At 70.5% G+C, this 18,646-nt stretch carries 20 protein-coding genes; 13 read left to right on the top strand and 7 right to left on the bottom strand.

From position 1 onward, the window contains the following. Positions 1-157: 157 nt before the first annotated feature. The 4 genes from chsH3 to IE262_RS07720 all read left to right on the top strand — a co-directional run bounded on the left by chsH3 (position 158) and on the right by IE262_RS07720 (position 3,528). On the top strand, positions 158-1,051 hold the full coding sequence (chsH3, locus tag IE262_RS07735) for an enoyl-CoA hydratase ChsH3 (protein ID WP_189872276.1): 894 nt from the start codon (positions 158-160) through the stop codon (positions 1,049-1,051). 33 nt (positions 1,052-1,084) lie between these two features. Then, positions 1,085-2,161 carry a Zn-dependent alcohol dehydrogenase gene (locus tag IE262_RS07730; RefSeq protein ID WP_189872274.1) on the top strand — a complete coding sequence of 359 codons (1,077 nt, stop codon included), beginning with the start codon at positions 1,085-1,087 and terminating at the stop codon, positions 2,159-2,161. 36 nt (positions 2,162-2,197) lie between these two features. Continuing rightward, positions 2,198-3,160, top strand: a complete 963-nt coding sequence (locus IE262_RS07725; protein ID WP_189872271.1) for a 3-oxoacyl-ACP reductase — start codon at positions 2,198-2,200, stop codon at positions 3,158-3,160. Positions 3,161-3,300: 140 nt separating this feature from the next. Further along, positions 3,301-3,528 carry a hypothetical protein gene (locus IE262_RS07720; RefSeq protein WP_229877145.1) on the top strand — a complete coding sequence of 76 codons (228 nt, stop codon included), beginning with the start codon at positions 3,301-3,303 and terminating at the stop codon, positions 3,526-3,528. A gap of 107 nt (positions 3,529-3,635) precedes the next feature. Here the strand turns inward: IE262_RS07720 and IE262_RS07715 are convergent, their stop codons facing one another. Continuing rightward, positions 3,636-4,214, bottom strand: coding sequence for a hypothetical protein (locus tag IE262_RS07715; protein WP_189872265.1), 579 nt, complete (start codon positions 4,212-4,214; stop codon positions 3,636-3,638). Between the two features lie 12 nt (positions 4,215-4,226). Between IE262_RS07715 and IE262_RS07710 the strand changes: the two genes are divergently transcribed. The 3 genes from IE262_RS07710 (at position 4,227) to IE262_RS07700 (ending at position 7,077) form a co-directional block, all read left to right on the top strand. Next, entirely contained in the window at positions 4,227-5,831 is a 1,605-nt protein-coding gene (locus IE262_RS07710) for a hypothetical protein (protein WP_189872262.1), read from the top strand. Next, positions 5,828-6,544: a hypothetical protein gene (locus IE262_RS07705; protein WP_189872259.1), complete on the top strand. Its 717-nt coding sequence runs from the start codon at positions 5,828-5,830 to the stop codon at positions 6,542-6,544. Before IE262_RS07710 ends, IE262_RS07705 begins: the two co-directional genes overlap by 4 nt. A gap of 257 nt (positions 6,545-6,801) precedes the next feature. Then, complete coding sequence (locus IE262_RS07700) at positions 6,802-7,077, top strand: hypothetical protein (RefSeq protein ID WP_189872939.1); 276 nt, start codon at positions 6,802-6,804, stop codon at positions 7,075-7,077. A gap of 194 nt (positions 7,078-7,271) precedes the next feature. Here IE262_RS07700 and IE262_RS07695 read toward each other — a convergent pair whose 3' ends face one another. Both IE262_RS07695 and IE262_RS07690 read right to left on the bottom strand, forming a co-directional pair. Next, positions 7,272-7,430, bottom strand: coding sequence for a hypothetical protein (locus IE262_RS07695; RefSeq protein ID WP_189872256.1), 159 nt, complete (start codon positions 7,428-7,430; stop codon positions 7,272-7,274). Positions 7,431-7,477: 47 nt separating this feature from the next. Then, positions 7,478-8,782, bottom strand: a complete 1,305-nt coding sequence (locus IE262_RS07690) for a hypothetical protein (RefSeq protein ID WP_229877144.1) — start codon at positions 8,780-8,782, stop codon at positions 7,478-7,480. 230 nt (positions 8,783-9,012) lie between these two features. Here IE262_RS07690 and IE262_RS07685 point away from each other — a divergent pair, with 230 nt between their 5' ends. From IE262_RS07685 to IE262_RS07670, 4 genes are all read left to right on the top strand, one after another. After that, positions 9,013-10,077, top strand: coding sequence for an ABC transporter substrate-binding protein (locus IE262_RS07685; RefSeq protein ID WP_189872243.1), 1,065 nt, complete (start codon positions 9,013-9,015; stop codon positions 10,075-10,077). 134 nt (positions 10,078-10,211) lie between these two features. Then, a complete protein-coding gene (locus tag IE262_RS07680) occupies positions 10,212-11,093 on the top strand; it encodes a Nif3-like dinuclear metal center hexameric protein (RefSeq protein WP_189872240.1) in 882 nt (293 codons plus the stop codon). Next, on the top strand, positions 11,090-11,833 hold the full coding sequence (locus IE262_RS07675; protein WP_189872861.1) for a zinc ribbon domain-containing protein: 744 nt from the start codon (positions 11,090-11,092) through the stop codon (positions 11,831-11,833). Before IE262_RS07680 ends, IE262_RS07675 begins: the two co-directional genes overlap by 4 nt. Positions 11,834-11,933: 100 nt before the next feature. Then, positions 11,934-13,142, top strand: coding sequence for a bifunctional RNase H/acid phosphatase (locus IE262_RS07670; RefSeq protein WP_189872230.1), 1,209 nt, complete (start codon positions 11,934-11,936; stop codon positions 13,140-13,142). A gap of 79 nt (positions 13,143-13,221) precedes the next feature. Here IE262_RS07670 and IE262_RS07665 read toward each other — a convergent pair whose 3' ends face one another. Continuing rightward, positions 13,222-13,884 (bottom strand): bifunctional 4-hydroxy-2-oxoglutarate aldolase/2-dehydro-3-deoxy-phosphogluconate aldolase, encoded by a 663-nt coding sequence (locus tag IE262_RS07665; protein ID WP_189872228.1) that lies wholly within the window; start codon positions 13,882-13,884, stop codon positions 13,222-13,224. A gap of 174 nt (positions 13,885-14,058) precedes the next feature. After that, positions 14,059-14,874, bottom strand: coding sequence for a peroxide stress protein YaaA (yaaA, locus tag IE262_RS07660; protein ID WP_189872226.1), 816 nt, complete (start codon positions 14,872-14,874; stop codon positions 14,059-14,061). A gap of 114 nt (positions 14,875-14,988) precedes the next feature. Between yaaA and IE262_RS07655 the strand changes: the two genes are divergently transcribed. After that, positions 14,989-16,479 (top strand): RNB domain-containing ribonuclease, encoded by a 1,491-nt coding sequence (locus tag IE262_RS07655; RefSeq protein WP_189872224.1) that lies wholly within the window; start codon positions 14,989-14,991, stop codon positions 16,477-16,479. Here IE262_RS07655 and IE262_RS07650 read toward each other — a convergent pair. Both IE262_RS07650 and IE262_RS07645 read right to left on the bottom strand, forming a co-directional pair. Then, entirely contained in the window at positions 16,430-17,071 is a 642-nt protein-coding gene (locus IE262_RS07650; RefSeq protein ID WP_189872222.1) for a hypothetical protein, read from the bottom strand. The genes IE262_RS07655 and IE262_RS07650 overlap by 50 nt on opposite strands. Continuing rightward, positions 17,068-17,850 (bottom strand): MerR family transcriptional regulator, encoded by a 783-nt coding sequence (locus IE262_RS07645; protein WP_134031885.1) that lies wholly within the window; start codon positions 17,848-17,850, stop codon positions 17,068-17,070. The genes IE262_RS07650 and IE262_RS07645 overlap by 4 nt, the downstream gene beginning before the upstream one ends. A gap of 171 nt (positions 17,851-18,021) precedes the next feature. On the opposite strand from IE262_RS07645, the gene IE262_RS07640 reads away from it, so the two are divergent. Further along, positions 18,022-18,600, top strand: coding sequence for a Uma2 family endonuclease (locus IE262_RS07640; RefSeq protein WP_189872213.1), 579 nt, complete (start codon positions 18,022-18,024; stop codon positions 18,598-18,600). The last annotated feature ends 46 nt before the right edge of the window (positions 18,601-18,646 follow it).

Genomic DNA, 18,646 nt, shown 5'->3' with positions numbered 1-18,646 from the left:
AACGCGTTCTAGGGATGAGGGCGGGTTCGCCGGCCCCGTGACGACCTCGGTGCGGCCGATGGTGCGGACGGCCGTGCCGAGGTCTCTTCCCACCGACGAGCCGTCCCCGCACCGCAGCCGTCCCCGCACCCCAGTCGCCGCCCCGATCAGGAGCCCCATGCCCATCGACGCAGCCCTGGCCCTCGCGGCCGAGCCCCGGTCCGGGGAGATCTCCTGGACCCCGAAGGACGTCCAGCTGTACCACCTCGGCGTGGGAGCCGGCGCGAACCCGGACAAACACAGCCCGGCCACCGACCCCGACGAACTGCGCTACACCCTGGAGTCCCGGCTGCACGTCCTGCCGAGCTTCGCCACCGTCGCCGGTGCCGGTTCACCCGGGGTGATCAGCGGCCTGTCCATGCCCGGCGTCGACGTCGACCTGGCCCGTGTCCTGCACGGCGGCCAGACCATCGAGATCCACCGTCCCCTCCCGGTCGAGGGAACCGCGACCGCCACCTCCCGTATCGCCGCCGTGTACGACAAGGGCAAGGCGGCCGTCCTCGTCATGCGCACCGAAGTCACCGGAGCCGAGGGCCCGTTGTGGACCAACGACGCGCAGATCTTCGTACGGGGGGAGGGCGGCTGGGGCGGAGACCGCGGACCGTCCGCCCGCCTCGAACCGCCCGCCGGCGAGCCCGACAAGGTCGTCGAGCGCCCGATCCGCGAGGACCAGGCACTGCTCTACCGCCTCTCCGGCGACCGGAACCCGCTGCACGCCGATCCGGAGTTCGCCAAGGTCGCCGGGTTCGAACGGCCCATCCTGCACGGGCTGTGCACCTACGGCATGACCCTCAAGGCCGTCGTCGACACGCTGCTCGGCGGTGACGTGGGCCGGGTGCGCTCGTACACCACGCGATTCGCCGGGGTCGTGTATCCGGGGGAGACGTTGCGCATCCGCATGTGGCGCGGGGACGGCAGGGTCCAGGTGTCGGTGACGGCCGTCGACCGGGACGACGCCCCCGTGCTCGCCGACACTCTCGTGCTCGCCGACACCCTCGTCGAACACTCCTGAGCAGCCCAGCACACTCCTGAGGGGAGCCGCACCATGCGCGCAGCCGTACTGCACGAGATCGGCCAGGACAAGCTCGACGTCCTCGACGACGTCGAGGCGGTGGGCTTCGGGCCCGGCAGGGTGAGGATCCGGGTACGGGCCACGGGCCTGTGCCACTCCGACCTGTCCGCGATGGCCGGGGTGCTGCCGCAGCCCGCGCCGTTCGTGCTCGGTCACGAGGGGGCGGGCGAGATCCTCGAAGTCGGGGAAGGCGTCAGCCACGTGAAGGCGGGCGACCGGGTGATCGTCTGCTGGCTGCCGGCCTGCGGCACATGCCCCGCCTGCAAACGCGGTCAGACCGAACTGTGCCTGGCCGGGTTCATGAACGCGGGCACCCCCAACTTCAAGCGGCCCGGCGGGGACGTCTTCGGCTTCGCGGGCACCGGTACCTTCACCGAGGAGGTCGTCGTCGACGCGGGCTGCGCGGTGCCGATCCCCGACGACGTGCCCTTCGACATCGCCGCCCTCATCGGCTGCGGCGTCACCACCGGGCTCGGCGCCGCGCTCAACACGGCGGACGTGGAGGCGGGTTCGTCGGTCGCCGTCATCGGCTGCGGGGGAGTGGGTATCTCCGCGATCCAGGGCGCACGGCTCAAGGGGGCCGCCGAGATCATCGCCGTCGATCCGGTCGCCTCCCGGCGGGAGTCCGCGCTGAAGTTCGGCGCGACGAAGGCGGTGGCGCCGGAGGAACTGGCCGACACCAAACAGTCGGTGACGGGTGGCGAGGGCTTCGACTACGTCTTCGAGGTGGTCGGCAGGTCCGCGACCGCACGGACGGCGTACGACATGACGCGGCGCGGCGGCACGCTGGTCGTCGTGGGCGCGGGCGCCATGGACGACTTCCTCCAGTTCAACATGTTCGAGCTGTTCTTCGACGAGAAGCGCATCCTGCCGTCGATGTACGGAGGCGGGGACGTGGTGCGGTCGTACGAGCGGACCATCGCGCTGTGGCGCGCCGGGCGCATCGACCTCTCGGGCCTGATCACCCACCGGGTGCCGCTGGCCGACGTCAACGAGGCGCTGCAGCAGATGCGGACGGGCACGGCACTGCGGACGTGCGTAGAGATCTGAGAACGCGAGCACCCGAGAACCCGAGGACGAACTCTGATGCCACTGCCACTTGAGGGACGGTCCGCGATCGTCACGGGCGCGGGTCGCGGACTGGGCCGGGCCGAGGCGCTGGAACTCGCCCGGCTCGGCGCCGCGGTGGTCGTCAACGACTACGGGCAGCCGGGCCGCGACGGTTCGGGCGAGGCGTCCACCGGGCCGGCCGAGGAGGTCGCCGCCGAGATCCGGGCGGCGGGCGGCGCGGCCGTCACCCACACTGGAGACGTGGCGGACCACGAACAGGCCCGGGAACTGGTCGAGTTGGCGATCACGGAGTTCGGGAAGCTGGACATCCTCGTCAACAACGCGGGCATCCTGCGCGACCGGATGGTCTTCTCGATGTCGGAGGACGAGTGGGACGCCGTCATCCGGGTCCATTTGAAAGGCCACTTCAACACGACGCACTTCGCGGCGGCGCACTGGCGGGCGCGCAGCAAGGCGGAGGGCGGGCGGCCGGTGTACGGGCGGATCGTGAACACCTCGTCGGAGGCGTTCCTGGCGGGCTCGGCGGGACAGCCCAACTACGCGGCGGCGAAAGGCGGAATCGTCGGCCTGACCACGTCGACGGCGGCCGCCCTCGCCAAGTACGGCGTGACGGCGAACGCGATCTGCCCGCGGGCGCGGACGAGGATGACGGCGGACGTGTTCGCGGGCGTGGAGCAGCCCGGGGACGCCGGTACCGATGGCGTGGTACTGGACCCGCTGGCTCCCGAGCATGTCGCGCCGCTCGTCGGGTACTTGGCGTCGCCCGCGGCCGCGCAGGTGAACGGGCAGCTCCTCGTGGTGCACGGGGGGATGGTCGCGGTCGTCGAACGGCCCCGGGTGGCCGCCCAGTTCGACACCGAGCAGGACGCTTTCACGTACGAGGAACTGGACGCCGCGCTCAGCCCGTACTACGCCGGGCGGCCGAGGAGCGAGACGTTCGCGGCGGTGGAGGTGCTGGGGCTCAGACGGGGACGCTGAGGGGCCGTACGGAACGCAACGACACACGGGGGTAGGACGTGTCAACCGGGACGGAAATCGAGGATCCGGCAGCCCTCAATCGTGCGGGCACGGGTGCGCGCGAGATCGAGAGGGACACACGAACTGCCGGTGCTCATCCGGTGGACGAGACGCGTACGGCATCCCGGGACTTCGGCAACGGCAACTGGGACGGTGGGCTGGGCGGGGCGCTTACCGGCCTGGCGGAGACCTGGTCAGCTCAGGTCTCCGCACTCGCGGGCAAGTGTGACAGCCTCGCCGGCCAGTGCGGAGTTTCGGGAGTGCTGTATCAGCGCACGGAAGCCGCGAACGCGCAAACCATGAACTCTCTGGCGAGTGACTTCGGCTGAACCAGGCATTCCATCCCACCGCCACCGCGCCAACCAGACAAGACTCACGACGTCACGGGGACCCGCCGAGCTCATGCCGACGTACGAGCAGCTGTACCACCTCAAGCTCAGCCCTCAAAACGGCCGCTGAGCGCTGGGAGGAGACCGTCACCAAGTTCAAGGGGCTGCACACCGCGTACGGCGATCGGGTCGCCAGCCCCTTCCGGCAGGCAAGCTGGACCCAGCCGGTCCTGACGGCGGCCAAAGCCGACAACGACGTACGCGCCGCCCACCAGGAGTTCGAGGACGCCCACAAGGAGGCGAAGGGCGTCGCCGGTGTCCTCACGACCCTGCATGCCGAGCTGAAGAAGGCGAAGAACGACCTCCACCACCTCGCCGACGTCGAGGCCAAGCAGCAGGATCTCCTCGTCAGCCCCACCGGCACCGTCACCCCGCGCTACGACCTCTCCCAGGACGTCGGCGCCCTCCACGACCCCGACGGCCAGGGCGCCATCCGCGAACAGCAGTAAGCCTGCGACGCCTTCGCTCGCCGCATCGACCGCGTTCTGCAGCGCGCCGCCGACGCCGACGACACCGCCTGCTGGGCCCTGCGCCGCGACCTCGGCGGAGACAAGACCGACTTCAACTCCAAGGTCGTCACCTCCCTCGACGACGCCGACGCCACCCGCGCCTTGGAACTGGCGCAAAAGGGCTCGGACATGTCGGACAGTGAACTCCGGAAGTTCAACGAGCTGTTGCGGGCCAACAAGAACGACAAGGAGTTCGCCGAGAAGTTCACCACAGGAATGGGCGGCCGGGGGACGCTGGAGTTCTGGGAGGGCATGGATCTCCACGGCGATCCGGCCCCCGAGGGCGCCCGCAAGGAGCTCCTGGAGCAGACTCGCAGCCAGCTCGGTGGGACCCTCGCCACCGCCACCGAGTCCGACAGCAGGGCGATGCGGGAGTGGAAGGAGGACGTGATCGCCGCAGGCCCCTACCCGCTCGATCACGACCTCAACAAGCCCAGGGGATTCCAGGTGATGTCGGACCTGATGAACTCGGGCCGCTACGACAGCGCATTCCTGAAGGACTACGGGAACGCCCTGATCGACTACGAGAAGGACGCCACCAAGAACGGCAACTCTCTGAGCGAGGAGTACCTCGGCAAGACCATCCCCGGCAGCGGCCTGGACGGCGGCGACATCGACCTCACCAACGACTGGGGCACCGACCCCATGACCGGCTACATGAACGCCCTCGGCCACAACCACCAGGCCTCCACCGAATTCTTCTCCGACAAGGGCAACTTCGACTACGTGGTGGGCGGTGATGGAGTCAAGGGTGCCCGCGACTGGCCCGAGGACGCTCACCCGCAGTACGAGAACGGCACTTCCCGTGGCTACAACGCTCTCGGCCACGCCCTGGAATCCGCCACCACGGGGAGCGATTACGGCGCCGCCAAACCCGAACTCCACCGGGGTGAGGAGGAACGCGCCGTCATGCAGCGGGTCATGGAACGCTACGGGGATCCCGAGCTGGAGCTGATGGACAAGCAGACGGGCATCTCCGACAGTATGGGCCGCATCGGCGCCGCCTACATCGACGACCTCAACTACGGCATTTCGGGACTGGATGCCTCCGACCAACGCCAGCGAGGTATGGAGGAGCTGTTCGGCGTCAAGGACGAGAACCGGATCGAACCGGTCACGGCCAAGCAGTTCGTCCGTGAACTCGGCAACGACGAGACCTCGCACGGCATCATGTCCCAGGCTCAGCAGGCGTTCACTACCAGCCGTATCCACGCCCACGAAGGCACCTCTGAGGCTTATCGGGCCGCCGAGTGGGGGATGACGATGCACGGTGCCCTCGATGAGGCGCGCGCCGAACAGATCGGCCGCGACTACCGTGAGAGCGACGAGGACTACAACCACGAGCTCGCGAAGTCCGCCGCCTGGAAGCAAGCGGGAGTCTCCATTACCGTGGGCGGTGCCACAACCGGGGTCGAAGCAGCTGCCACCATCTTGGCCCCGCAAGCAGCGCCCATCATCCTTCCCATCGCCGAGGCCGCTGGCTCAGCTGTGGAAACCGGCCTGGGCAACGAGATCGCCGACTCCCTCAAGGAAAACGAGCGGGACAGCACCGGCAAGGCCATCAACAGCATCGATGAATTCGACTACGAATCCAAGAAACAGGCCAGAACAGGTATCGACAACTACATGGACAGCCAAGGCGTGGTGGGTGCATCGCGGGACACCCGGAACACGGCACTCGACGCCGCATACGCCCGGGGTAGTCGCATAGCAGATACGGACAACTCCCGATGACCCCGAAGCCTCACCGTCATCAAGCCACGGTTGCAGTTCTGGCGCTTGCCGCCCTCATCACCGCCTGCACTGCTTCACCGAATGAGCCCAAACCCGCCCCCATCAAGCCAGTCGCGGCGGACGAGATCTGTGGCGGCATGTTCGGCAGCAGCACAATGCGAGACCTTCAGCAGTTGCTCGTCGGCCGGAAGGAGTTCTATCCGCGTACGCGATCCGAGGGGACGAGAGTCGAGCGGGTCGCAGAGCAAATGCGTAAGGAAGCCCCAGGCAGCAGCAAGCCGAACTACACCAGAGCCTCCTCCGTCTGTTCCTTCCTGCTGTGCAAGGAAGATGTGCGAACGCCGTGCGGTGGCCAAAGGGAAATCGACTTCTACTTCGGCTGGACCCGGCACCCGTACTTCACCAAAGAGGAGAAGTCTGAAACCCTCAATTTCACCGTAAGCGATGCGGAGATGACGCGCGCTGTGGACGACCTCCGGCGTTCAACAGCACGCTTCGCATGCAGGCTTCCGAGTGGCCACGACGGTGCCGTACAAGGCTACTTTGAGGGGTATTGGGACAACGACCTCGACGACGTAACCAAGCAGAGCAATACTCGACTCAGAGTGTTGCTCTCAGCCGCATCCAAGGTAAGTAAGTCCTTGGGCTGCACGAACAGTCCTAACCTCTCGCCCTCTGGCGTCGAGGAGTCTCGCCAGAATGAGACCACTTGACCATGGTTTCGTGAGAGCGGGGTGGACGGGTTCACCGCTCCTTGTGCAGCTCTCTGCTACTGGCGCGGTGAGCACTACCCGGCAGGTCCATCCGGCGCCGCCGCGACGCCTTCGGTCACGCCTGGCTCCAGCGACCGGGCGTGCCGGAGTGCGGGGCACTGCTCACCGGCGCAGCGGGGCTCGCATGCCTGCGGACCGTGGGGCATGACGGCCCGCACCGCGACGTCACCGATCACGAGTGGGCAGGTGTGTGCGAGATGTGCGGGTCGACCGAGCAGCCGTACGCGACCGTCACCACGGACAGCGGGGGAAGCGTCCGGCACCGGCAGGTCTGCCAGCGGTGCGCCCGCTGCGATGCGTCGGCCGTCGTACGTAGGCCCGTGCGGATGTGCGTGCGCTGCGACCGGACCACCGACACCCCCGTCATCGTCTCCGAGGTGCACCAGAACTCCGGGCCGGGATTCAACGTGTACGCGTGCCGCGACTGCGCGTCCCACTTCCCGCCACAGCCCGACGTGATCGACCTCTTGTAAGACCAGGCGCCGGGGGCCTCACCTGGCGGAGCGACGGGGTGGACGGCCATACGACGGCCCCGGAAGTATCGCGCTGGCGGGGCCGTGTGCCGCGCGCCTCGCACTGTGCAAGCAGTGCGAGGCGCGCGGTGTGCTGTTTCTTCTGGCTGGCTCGACGTTGGCCGACTTGACGTTTCAGAAGAGCTGAACGTCGGTCAGGCAGCCGCTTCCGTCTGCTCGGACTGCCTGCGGTGCCGGCCTCGAGGGGTCGCCTCGGAGTCGTTCACCGAGACCGGTCCGCGATGCTTGCCGTGGCCGGAGGCCTCGTGGGCGGCGTCGGCAGCGGGCAGTTCCGTGGTGTGTGCGTCGCTCATGTGGAAGTGTTCACCCCGTCAGCGAGATCTTCGTACAAGCGGTGAGTCTAACGGGCCGGTGTGACAACTGTGATGGCGGACACGGGCGTTGGAGAGCCTGCCTCCGCCCCTGTCTGCCCCCTCAACGGCGCTTCCCGCAACGGCACCGGACGTGCGGCGACGGGCTCCGACGGCTCCGGAAGTGGTAGCGACTCCGGCGGGGACGTATCACCTGACGTAGACGTAGGCACAGGCCTCCGCATAGACACAGGCCCCCGCGTAGGCACAGACACAGGCACATGCGTAGGCACACCGGCTGAGGCAGAAAGCGTGCACTCCTGCACACCCCCGGGCACCTCCACCCGCGCCACCCCGCACGGCACCACCCCCGTCGCATACGGCAGCTGAAGCACCCCGGCCCTGCTCCACTGCCCCGCCCCCGCCAACCACCCCTCAGGCGCCGCGAGATGATGGACCTGCCGCTCGGCAGGGCGCCAGACCCCCACCCAACTGCCGACCGCCCCGTCCATCCGAAGAGCCACCGCACAGCTCTCCGGCGTAAGCACCTGCCCGGGCTGAATCGCGAACGGCGTCACCACACAGTCCCGCAACCGCAGACACTCGGGAAACCGGACCGGCAACGTACTGCCCAACACCCCCCAGCCGAGTCGCCCGCGGCCGGGCGAGGGCGCGTCCGAGCGGATCAGCAGCAGCCCGCTGTCGGGGTCGGCGAGCAGCAGCCGATCGTCACTGTCCTCGGCGATCTGGAGCAGCGGAGACACCGAGCCGCCGTCCTCCAGGTCCACCACCACCGTCTTCGTCCGCCCGCCCAGCGACCGGTCCAGGGCGAGCATCCGCCCCGTACCGTCCAGCCACACGCCCCCCGAGCAACGCCCCGGCACCTCCGCCAGCCGCTCCGGACCGAACGAACCGCCCGCCACCAGCCACACCACCGACGAACTCCGCCCCACGGCAAGGGCGTACGCGTACCCCCCGCGCGGCGCCGGCGGCAGCAACCGCACCCGGTCCGACGGGTCCCGGCACTCGACCGCGCCGAGGAGCAGCTCACCGGTTCCCGGGCCCGTCGGATAGAGAAGCGAGAACAGATGCCGCCCGCCCGCGATCCGGTGGATCAGCACCCGCCCGTCACTTATCGGCAGCACCTCGGTGCCGGGCTCCTCCGGCTGGTTCCCGGGCAACGGCACCGCGTACGGTTCGGGGCCGTCCAGTGTCCAGCGCTCCGGGAACCAGGACTTCCCGGCGCGGGCCAGGCGTGCCGCGTACGTCCCGTCGGCGGTGATCACACATCCGGGCCGTGGGGCTCCGCCGTCGTTGGCGTTCCTCGCGGCCACCTCGGTGGCACAGACCGTCATTGTTCGGTCACCTCCGGCGACGAAGGTAGTTTTCGTACGCACAGACGTGGCACCGGCGGGCCGCTGCTTCACACATAAGGGTGTCGGTCTCGCGGTTCACCTGAGGTGACGGGGGTGGGTGTGCTGGAGGCGGGAGGCGGTTTAAGGTTAGCCTCACCTAAGCGCGGCCGCCTCCGAGTCGGAGTCCAGTCCCGCGAGGGCCGCCCGAGTCCGAACCCCAGGAGTCACCCATGTCCGTCCGCCACCGCCGCGGGACCACTGCCGTCGCCCTCGCCTTTGTCGCCGCGCTCTCCCTCGCTGCCTGCGGGTCCGGGTCAGGATCGGGATCGGGTTCGGGGGAGGGCGGCTCGGGGTCGGGGAAGTCCGACAACGGCGGCGGCAGCAAGTCCGTCGCCCAGGGCGGCGAGGACTTCGCGAAGGCGGCCGAGGAGACGGCGAAGATGGGGACCACGGCCAAGGCCGGGGAATTCCCGCGGACCATCAAGCACGCCATGGGCGAGACCGAACTCAAGGCCCGCCCCACCCGGGTCGTCGTCCTCGACGTCGGCGAACTGGACAACGTCGTCTCGCTGGGTGTGAAGCCCGTGGGGTACGCGCCGACCGAGGGCTCCGCCGCCATCCCCTCGTACCTGAAGAAGGACGCGGGCAACCCCGAGAACGTCGGCACGATCAACTCCCTCAACCTGGAGGCGATCGCGAACCTCGAACCCGACCTGATCCTCGGCAGCGAACTGCGCGCCGCGAAGCTGTACCCGCAGCTCTCCGAGATCGCCCCCACCGTGTTCTCCATCCGCCCGGGCTTCACCTGGAAGGAGAACTACCGCCTCAACGCCGCCGCCCTGGACCGGACGGCGGAGGCGAAGGCCGAACTCGACGCGTACGAGAAGAAGGCGCAGCGGCTCGGCGAGGACCTCGGCGCCGACAAGCCGACCGTCACCATGCTCCGGTACATGCCGGGCATGATCCGCCTCTACGCGAAGGCTTCGTTCATCGGCACCATCCTCGAAGACGTCGGTATCCCCCGTCCCAAGAACCAGCAGGTCAACGACCTCGCGGTGGAGATCAGCCCGGAGCGGATCGACGAGGCCGACGCCGACTGGATCTTCACGGGTGTGTACGGCGACGACAAGAAGACGGACCGCTCGACCGTCCAGGACAACCCGCTCTGGAAGAAGCTGGACGCGGTGAAGGGCGGCCAGGCCAAGGACGTACCGGACGAGACCTGGTACCTCGGCCTGGGCGTCACGGCCGCGAACAAGGTCCTCGACGACCTCAGGACCAACCTCGCCAAGTGACCACCCGGCCGCCGGACCGGATGGTCCGCCGGACTGGATGGTGGGGTGCCCGGGTGGTTGTGCGGCCCGGTGACTGCCTGATCAAGTGACCCGCGGCCGGTGGGGTACGGGCGCAGGGCAGGTAGCCTTTGTTCGTGCCCCGTCTGTCTGAAGTCATCGCCGCGCTCGACGTCCTCTGGCCCCCCGAGAGGGCCGAGGGATGGGACGCGGTCGGGACGGTCTGCGGAGACCCCGACCAGGAGGTCTCGCGCGTCATGTTCGCCGTCGACCCCGTCCAGGACATCGTGGACGAGGCGGTGAAACGGGGCGCCGACCTGCTGGTCACCCACCACCCGCTCTATCTGCGCGGCACGACGACGGTGGCGGCCTCCACCTTCAAGGGCCGTGTCGTACACACCCTCATCAAGCACGACATCGCGCTGCACGTCGCCCACACCAACGCCGACACCGCCGATCCGGGAGTGAGCGACGCCCTGGCCGGGGCGCTGGACCTGCGGGTCGTACGCCCTCTCGTGCCGGACCCCTCCGACCCCGACGGCCGCCGTGGCCTCGGCCGCGTCTGCGAGCTGGACCACCCGCTGACCGTACGGGAGTTCGCGGCCCGCGCGGCCGAGCGGCTGCCCGCCACCGCGCAGGGCATCCGTGTGGCCGGCGACCCCGAGGCGCTCGTCCGCACGGTCGCCGTGAGCGGCGGCAGCGGCGACAGCCTGTTCGAGGACGTACGCGCCGCCGGAGTCGACGCGTTCCTCACCGCGGACCTGCGCCACCACCCAGCCTCCGAGGCCCGCGCCCAGAGCCCGCTCGCGCTGCTCGACGCGGCGCACTGGGCCACCGAGTGGCCCTGGTGCGAGCTGGCCGCCGCCCAGCTCGACGAGATCTCCGACCGGAAGGGATGGGGCCTGAGGGTCCACGTCTCGAAGACGGTCACCGACCCCTGGACCGCCCACGCGGCGTCCGCCTCCTCCGCCTCCTCCGCGTCCTCCGCCTCTTCTGACCCCCTGGGAGCCCCCAACTGAACGCCGCGCCCGCCGACCAGATCCGACTCCTCGACGTCCAGGCCCTCGACGTACGCCTGCAGCAGCTCGCGCACAAGCGGAGGTCGCTGCCCGAGCACGCCGAGATCGAGTCGCTGACCAAGGACCTCACGCAGCTGCGCGACCTGCTCGTGGCCGCGCAGACCGAGGAGAGCGACACTGCCCGCGAGCAGACCAAGGCCGAGCAGGACGTGGACCAGGTGCGCCAGCGCGCGGTCCGCGACCAGCAGCGCCTGGACTCGGGTGCGGTCACCTCCCCCAAGGACCTGGAGAACCTCCAGCGGGAGATCGCCTCCCTCGCCAAGCGGCAGGGTGATCTGGAGGACATCGTCCTGGAGGTCATGGAGCGCCGGGAGTCCGTGCAGGAGCGGGTGGCCGAGCTGACCGAGCGGGTCGCCTCGGTGCAGTCGAAGATCGACGATGCCACGGCGCGCCGGGACGCGGCCTTCGACGAACTCGACGGCGAGGCGGCCGCGGTGACGAAGGAGCGCGAGGTCATCGCGGCCGCCGTCCCCGCCGATCTCCTCAAGCTCTACGACAAGCTGCGCGAGCAGCAGGGCGGTATCGGCGCGGCCAAGCTGTACCAGCGGACCTGCCAGGGCTGCCGCCAGGAGCTGGCGATCACCGAGCTCGCCGAGGTCCGCGCGGCGGCACCCGACACGGTGGTGCGCTGCGAGAACTGCCGCCGCATCCTGGTGCGCACGTCCGAGTCGGGCCTGTAGGCGCCGACGGGCCGAGGGCCGGAGGGGCCGAGGCGATCGTCGCGGCGCAGGGAGCAGCGTAAGGACGGTAAGGACAGTAAGGACGGTAAGGACGGACGGCGTGCGGGAGTTCATCGTCGAGGCCGACGGGGGGTCCCGGGGCAACCCGGGGCCCGCGGGCTACGGCGCGGTCGTCATCGACGCGGCGTCGGGCGGAACGCTGGCGGAGGCGGCCGAGTACATCGGGGTCGCGACGAACAACGTGGCCGAGTACCGGGGCCTGCTCGCCGGGCTGAAGGCGGCCCGTGAACTCGACCCCACCGCCACCGTCCGCGTCCGCATGGACTCCAAGCTCGTCGTGGAACAGATGTCGGGCCGCTGGAAGATCAAGCACCCCGACATGAAGCCCCTCGCCCTGGAGGCCGCCGGCGTCTTCCCCGCCTCCCAGGTCACCTACGAGTGGGTCCCGCGAGAACAGAACAAGCACGCGGACCGTCTGGCCAACGAGGCGATGGACGCGGGGCGTCGGGGCGAGCAGTGGTCCCCGTCGGTGTCGACCGCCGACCTGGACGCGGGGTCGACGAGCACGCCGACGCCCCCGACGCCGCCGACGGCGGCACGGGAGCCGGGAGACAGAGCCGCGAAGGCCGAGGCGGACCTGCGTGCCGCGCGGAACGTGGCGGCGGCCGGGCCCGAGCCCGACCTCGGGGCGCCCGCCACCCTCGTACTGCTGCGGCACGGGGAGACGCCGTTGACGCCTACGAAGCGGTTCTCGGGGAGCGGCGGGTCGGACCCGGCGTTGTCCGACATCGGCCGGTACCAGGCGGAACGGGTCGCCGCCGCCCTGGCCGCCCGCGGCACCATCCAGGCGATCGTGTCCTCGCCACTCGCCCGCTGCCGCGAGACCGCCGCGATCGTCGCGGCCCGGCTCGGGCTCCAGGTGGCTGTCGACGACGGCCTGCGGGAGACCGGCTTCGGCGCCTGGGAAGGGCTCACCTTCGGCGAGGTGCGCGAACGGTACCCCGAGGACCTCGACGCCTGGCTCGCCTCGCCCGGGGCCCGGCCCACCGGCGGCGGCGAGAGCTTCGAGGCCGTGGCCCAGCGCGTCGCCGCGACCCGGGACAAGCTTCTCGCGGCGTACGCGGGCCGCACCGTCCTGCTCGTCAGCCACGTCACGCCGATCAAGACCCTCGTACGGCTGGTCCTCGGCGCACCCCCGGAGTCCCTGTTCCGCATGGAACTGGCTGCCGCCTCGCTGTCGGCGGTGGCGTACTACGTCGACGGGAACGCATCGCTCCGGCTCCTCAACGACACGTCCCACCTGCGCTGAACGGCTCCGTTCGCAGGCCGGGGGAGTCGGCCGGCCGGGTAGCCGGGTAGCCGGGTAGCCGGGTAGCCGGGTAGCCGGGTCAGCCCCGCAGCGCCGCCGCGTCCCGCGCCAGCTTCTCGATCCGTCCCCAGTCCCGCGCCGCCAGCGCGTCCTCGGGAACCAGCCAGGTCCCGCCCACACACGGCACGTTGGGCAGCGCCAGGTACTCCGGCGCCGAGGCCGGCCTGATTCCTCCGGTCGGGCAGAAGCGCGCCTGCGGCAACGGTCCGGCCAGCGACTTCAGGTATGCCGTACCGCCCGCCGCCTCCGCCGGGAAGAACTTCATCTCCCGCACCCCGCGCTCCAGCAGTGCCACCACCTCCGAGGTGGTCGACACCCCCGGCAGGAACGGCACACCGGACGCCCGCATCGCCTCCAGCAGCACGTCCGTCCAGCCGGGGCTGACCAGGAACCGGGCACCCGCCTCCACCGACTGCGTGACGTGCTCCGGTGAGATGACGGTGCCCGCCCCGACCACCGCCTCCGGCACCTGCGCGGCGATCGCACGGATCGCGTCGAGCGCCACCGGCGTCCGCAACGTCACCTCGATCGCGGGCAGCCCACCCGCGACCAGCGCCCGCGCGAGCGGTACGGCGTCACCGGCGTCCTCCACGACCACCACGGGGATGACGGGGGCGAGGTCCAGCACGGAAGGGGGGAGGGGCGAGGAGGAAGGCGCAGGCGAAGGCGTGGGCGAAGTCATGACGCCATCCTGCCGAGCGTCCGCATCATGCGCAAAGGGCGTTGCGCATGATGCAACGGCAAGGGATTTCGACGAATCTCGACGAATCTCGGCGATTCTCAGCGAATCCCAGTGAATCCCAGTGAATCCCAGTGAAGCCAAAGTGGATCTCAGCGGGATCTCAGTCGTGGGATCTCAGTGGATCTCCTTCACCACCACGTCCAGCGCCCACGCCCTCCCCGCCCGCGCGGGCGCCTCCGCCTCCACCACGTACCCCAGGTCCCGCAGCGCCTCGACGAGCTCCGCCGGGTTCCCGGGCACCGCACCAGCCGTCAGCAGGGACCGGACGATCCGGCCCTTCGTCGCCTTGTTGAAGTGGCTGACGACGGACCGCTTCTCGACGCCGGTCGATTCGTCGACCTGGGCGTGCAGGACCCGGACGGTCGCCGTCCGCCCCGCGACCTCGCCCTTCGGCTTCCAGGCGGCCGAGTACGCCGACGAGCGCAGATCGAGGACGAGTCCGTCACCGGCCGCCTCGGGCAGGGCGGTGGCCATCGGCTCGCGCCAGTACGCGCCCAACGCTCCCAGTCCGGGCAGCTTCACGCCCATCGAGCAGCGGTACGAGGGGATCCGGTCGGTCACGCGCACGGCGCCCCACAGGCCGGAGAAGACCAGCAGCGAGCGCCCGGCCCGGCGCTTCGCCGCCGTGTCGAGGGACGCCAGGTCCAGCGCGTCGTACAGCACACCGGTGTAGATCTCCCCGGCGGGGCGCGCCCCCGCCGTCCGCAGCCCGGCGTTCTTGGCGACCTCGCCGCGCAGGCCCTCGCTCAGCCCGAGCACCTCGCGCGCCTTGTCGTTCTCGTCCGGGTCTCCCGCGCACAGCTCGACCAGTTCGCCGAGAACGGCCTCGCGTGCCCGCGTGATCGCCGGCAGCGACAGCGACTCCAGCTTCACCGGGGCGCCGCGGCCGGAGGCGGCCTTGCCTTCGGAGGGCGGCAGCAGGACGAGCATGGTTCTCCTAGCGGTACGTGAGGGGAGGGCTCGCGTCAGGTTACGGGTCGCCGGTACCGGACCACCGCCCCGCCTGCGGATGCCACCCCGCCCGCCCCGCCCTACGCTCGACCCATGCCCCGCCGCCACCTACGCGTCACCGGCGACCCGGAGTCCCCCTTGCGGGTGGCCCTGCGGGCCCTGCGCACCGAACTCGGCGTGCCCGCGGGCTTCCCACCGGACGCGCTCGCCGAGGCAGAACGGGCCGCGCGGGCTCCCACCGTGGCGTCGTACGACTCCTACGACGGGTACGACGAAACGGACATCCCCTTCTTCACCATCGCCCCGCCCGGCTCCACCGACCTCGAACAGGCGCTGCACCTGTCCCGCAGGACCGGTGGCCACGGCGGTCACGGCGGCTACCGCGTCCGGTACGCCGTCGCCGACATCGCCGCCTTCGTCGCCCCCGGCTCCGCCCTCGACGCCGAGACCCATCGCCGGGTGACGACCCTGTACTTCCCCGACGGGACGGTGCCCCTGCACCCGCCCCGGCTCTCCAAGGACGCCGCCGGCCTGCTCCCGGAGCGGACGCGTCCCGCCGTGCTGTGGACCGTCGACCTCGACACGGACGGCCGCGTACAGGCCACCGACGTGCACCGCGCCCTCGTCCGCAGCCGCGCCCGGCTGAGCCACGAGGACGTGCGGAAGCAGATCGACACGGGGACCGCCGGAGAGCCGGTCGCCCTCCTGGCGGAGATCGGGCGACTGCGCGAGCGGCTGGAGGTCGAGCGCGGCGGCGTCTCCCTCACCGTGCCCGAACAGGAGATCGTCGAGCGGGACCGCGAGTACGCGCTCACCTACCGTGCCCCGTTCCCGACCGAGGGCTGGCACGCGCAGATCTCCCAGCTCACCGGCATGGCCGCGGCCGACCTGATGCTCGCCCACGGCACCGGCGTCCTGCGTACGCTCCCGGCCGCGCCCCGCGGGGATGTGGGCCGGCTGCGCCGTACCGCGACGGCCCTGCACGTGGACTGGCCGCACCACGTCTCGTACGCCCGGCTCGTCCGCTCCCTCGACCCGCACGAGCCGCGCCACGCGGCCTTCCTCCTGGAGTGCACGACACTGCTGCGCGGCGCGGGCTACACCGTCTTCAGGAACGGCGCCCTGCCCGGCATCACCACGCACTCCGCCGTCGCCGCCCCCTACGCCCACTGCACGGCCCCGCTCCGCCGTCTCGTCGACCGGTACACCGCCGAGATCTGCCTCGCGGCGGCCGCGGGCGGGGAGATCCCCGACTGGGTGCTCGCCGCCCTCGACGCGCTGCCCGGGGAGATGGCCGAGGGCACCCGTCGGGCGGACGCCGTCGAGCGCGCGTGCGTGGACATCGTCGAGGCCGCGCTGCTCCGGGACCGGGTGGGGGACGTCTTCGACGGGTACGTGGTGGACCTGGCGGAACGCCGGCCCACCGTGGGCACCGTCCAGTTGGAGACCCCCACGATCGTCGGGCGCGTCGAGGGCGGCGGCGAGGAGTTGCCGCTGGGGGAGCCGCTGCGGGTACGGCTCACCCGGGCGGACCTCACGCCGACGGATCCGGAAGCGGCGAAGGTGCTGTTCGCCCCGGCTTGAGCGCCTGCCCGAGCGCCTGCCTGAGCTCCGCCACCAGGACGTCCGGCTCGTCCGCGTGGAAGCGCACCAGCCGCACGGTCCGGCTCCGCCCGAGGAAGGTCCGGTACGTGACGGGCTCGGCCAGTTCGAGGCTGATGGACGTCTGTGAGCCGATCACCAGGTCGAGTTCGCCCTCCCGCTTCGTGTGCGTGGTGCGCAGCTCACGGTGCACGGCGGCGACGGAGCCGAGGGGCACGCTCAGGTCGACGGTGGCGAACCGGCGCAGCCGCAGCGCCGTGGCGCCGAGGACGTGCGGGCGGGTCACGGAGGCCGCGTGCAGCCCGACGACGATCAGGATCGTGTAGAGGTCGACGACCAGGAAGACCAGGTGCAGGAGCGGAAAACCACGCAACAGCACCGACAACGCGACCGTCTCGATCACGCACACGAACCCGAACCCGAACAGCATGGCCCCCTGCCCGCGCGCGTACCCGAACCCCCGCCGGCCGTCACCGACACCGTGGGGCCGCCGGCCCAGCCACCGCACGATGGCGGCCAGCAACAGCAGTTCATGCCGTACGAGGGCATGGGCGATGCGCGCGCCGGCCCTCATCGACGTCCCTCCGTAACCCCCGTGACGATCCGCAGCGTCCGGCGGACTGCCTCGGCCTGGGCCGGGGCGAAGTCGGCGTAGAAGGCGCGCAGGAAGCTGTCGCGCCCGTCGGCGTCGGCGCCGTCCGGGACCAGGGCCTCAGGGATGCACTCGGCGAGCGCCAGGGCCGCCTCCTCCACGCGCGGATCGCCGGGGTCGGCGTCGGCGAGGGCGTCCAGCAGCGCGTACGCCCGGTGCGCCCGCTCCACCGCGCCCGGCGCCTCGAACGCGGCCCGCATCGAGGCCAGCAGCGTCTCCCGGACCTCCGGAGGCGCTCCGGTCTCGATGAGCGCCAGGATCTCGCGGTCCTTGGCAGCCATGGCCGACGCGTACCCTTCGCCGTCCTGCTCCGCCACCTCCCGGAAAAAGGCGGTGAGTTCGGGCGAGACGGGCCCCTCCGCGGGCAGCCGCCCCTGTTCGGCGTCGGCCATGAGCACACGCAGCCGTTCCCGCCGCTCCCGGATCGCGGCCTCCTGCCGCGCCAGGTCCTCGTCCAGCTCCCCGAGCACCTCGGCGAGGTCGCGCCCCGCGTCGTCCGCGAGCACGTCCCGCACCTCGGCGAGACCGAGCCCCAACTCGGTCAGCCGCCGGATCCGCGCGAGCACGACCGCGTGCCGCAGCGAGTAGTCCCGATACCCGTTCGACCGCCGCTCCGGCTCAGGCAACAGCCCCAGGTGGTGGTAGTGCCGCACCGTACGTGTGGTGACTCCGACTGCCGTGGCCAGTTCTCCGATCCGCATGCCCTCAGTAGAAACGTTGACGTTGCGGCAGGGTCAAGCGAGCGGCGCGCGGGGGCGAAGCCTGACGACGGCCGTGACCGTGTGCCACGATCGAGGGAACGGTTCCCGATCTCACGGACAGGTGATCCGGCGATGTCCGAGTCTGGCGAGCGACAGAAGGAGGGGCGTGACATGACTGCCATGGCCCATGAGCCGCTCACGCAGGAAGAGGTCCTGCTGGAGGGCTTTCTCGCCCTGGACACCCCGGAGGGTTTCCGGGCCGAGTTGGTCGAGGGGGAGATCGTTGTGACACCGCCGCCGGACGGGGAGCACGAGCACTACATCAGCCGGATTGCGAGGCAGGTGATCAGGCGGTCTCGCGTCGACATGGATTTCTCCGGTAACAAGGGCCTGAAGCTGAAGAGCGGGGAAGCCTGCCCGAAGAATCACGTGATCCCAGATGTCACCTTCGCCTCCCTGAAGCTGGACCTCTTCCTAGGCGCAGGTGCCTGGATGCCCTGCGACGGCGTCGCCATGGTCCTGGAGGTGACGTCGACCAAGCCCAAGGCCGACCGCGAGGCCAAACGCCGCTGCTACGCCCGCGGAGGCATCCCTCTCTACTTGCTGGTCGACCGCGAAGCCTCCTCGGTCACCCTGTTCAGCGACCCGGAGAAGGACGACTACCGCCAGCACTGCACCGTCCCCTTCGGCAAACCGATCACCCTCCCGGAACCCTTCGCCTTCGACCTGGAGACTTCGGACTTCCGCTGAGCCTCACTCCAAACCGCCGGGCGTAGCCTGGGCCGGCCGGTGGAGG

This window comes from Streptomyces bluensis (assembly GCF_014650715.1).
In the GTDB taxonomy this organism is placed as follows: domain Bacteria; phylum Actinomycetota; class Actinomycetes; order Streptomycetales; family Streptomycetaceae; genus Streptomyces; species Streptomyces bluensis.
The sequence above is the reverse complement of the archived record's forward strand: the minus strand, read 5'-3'. Positions and strand labels throughout refer to the sequence as shown.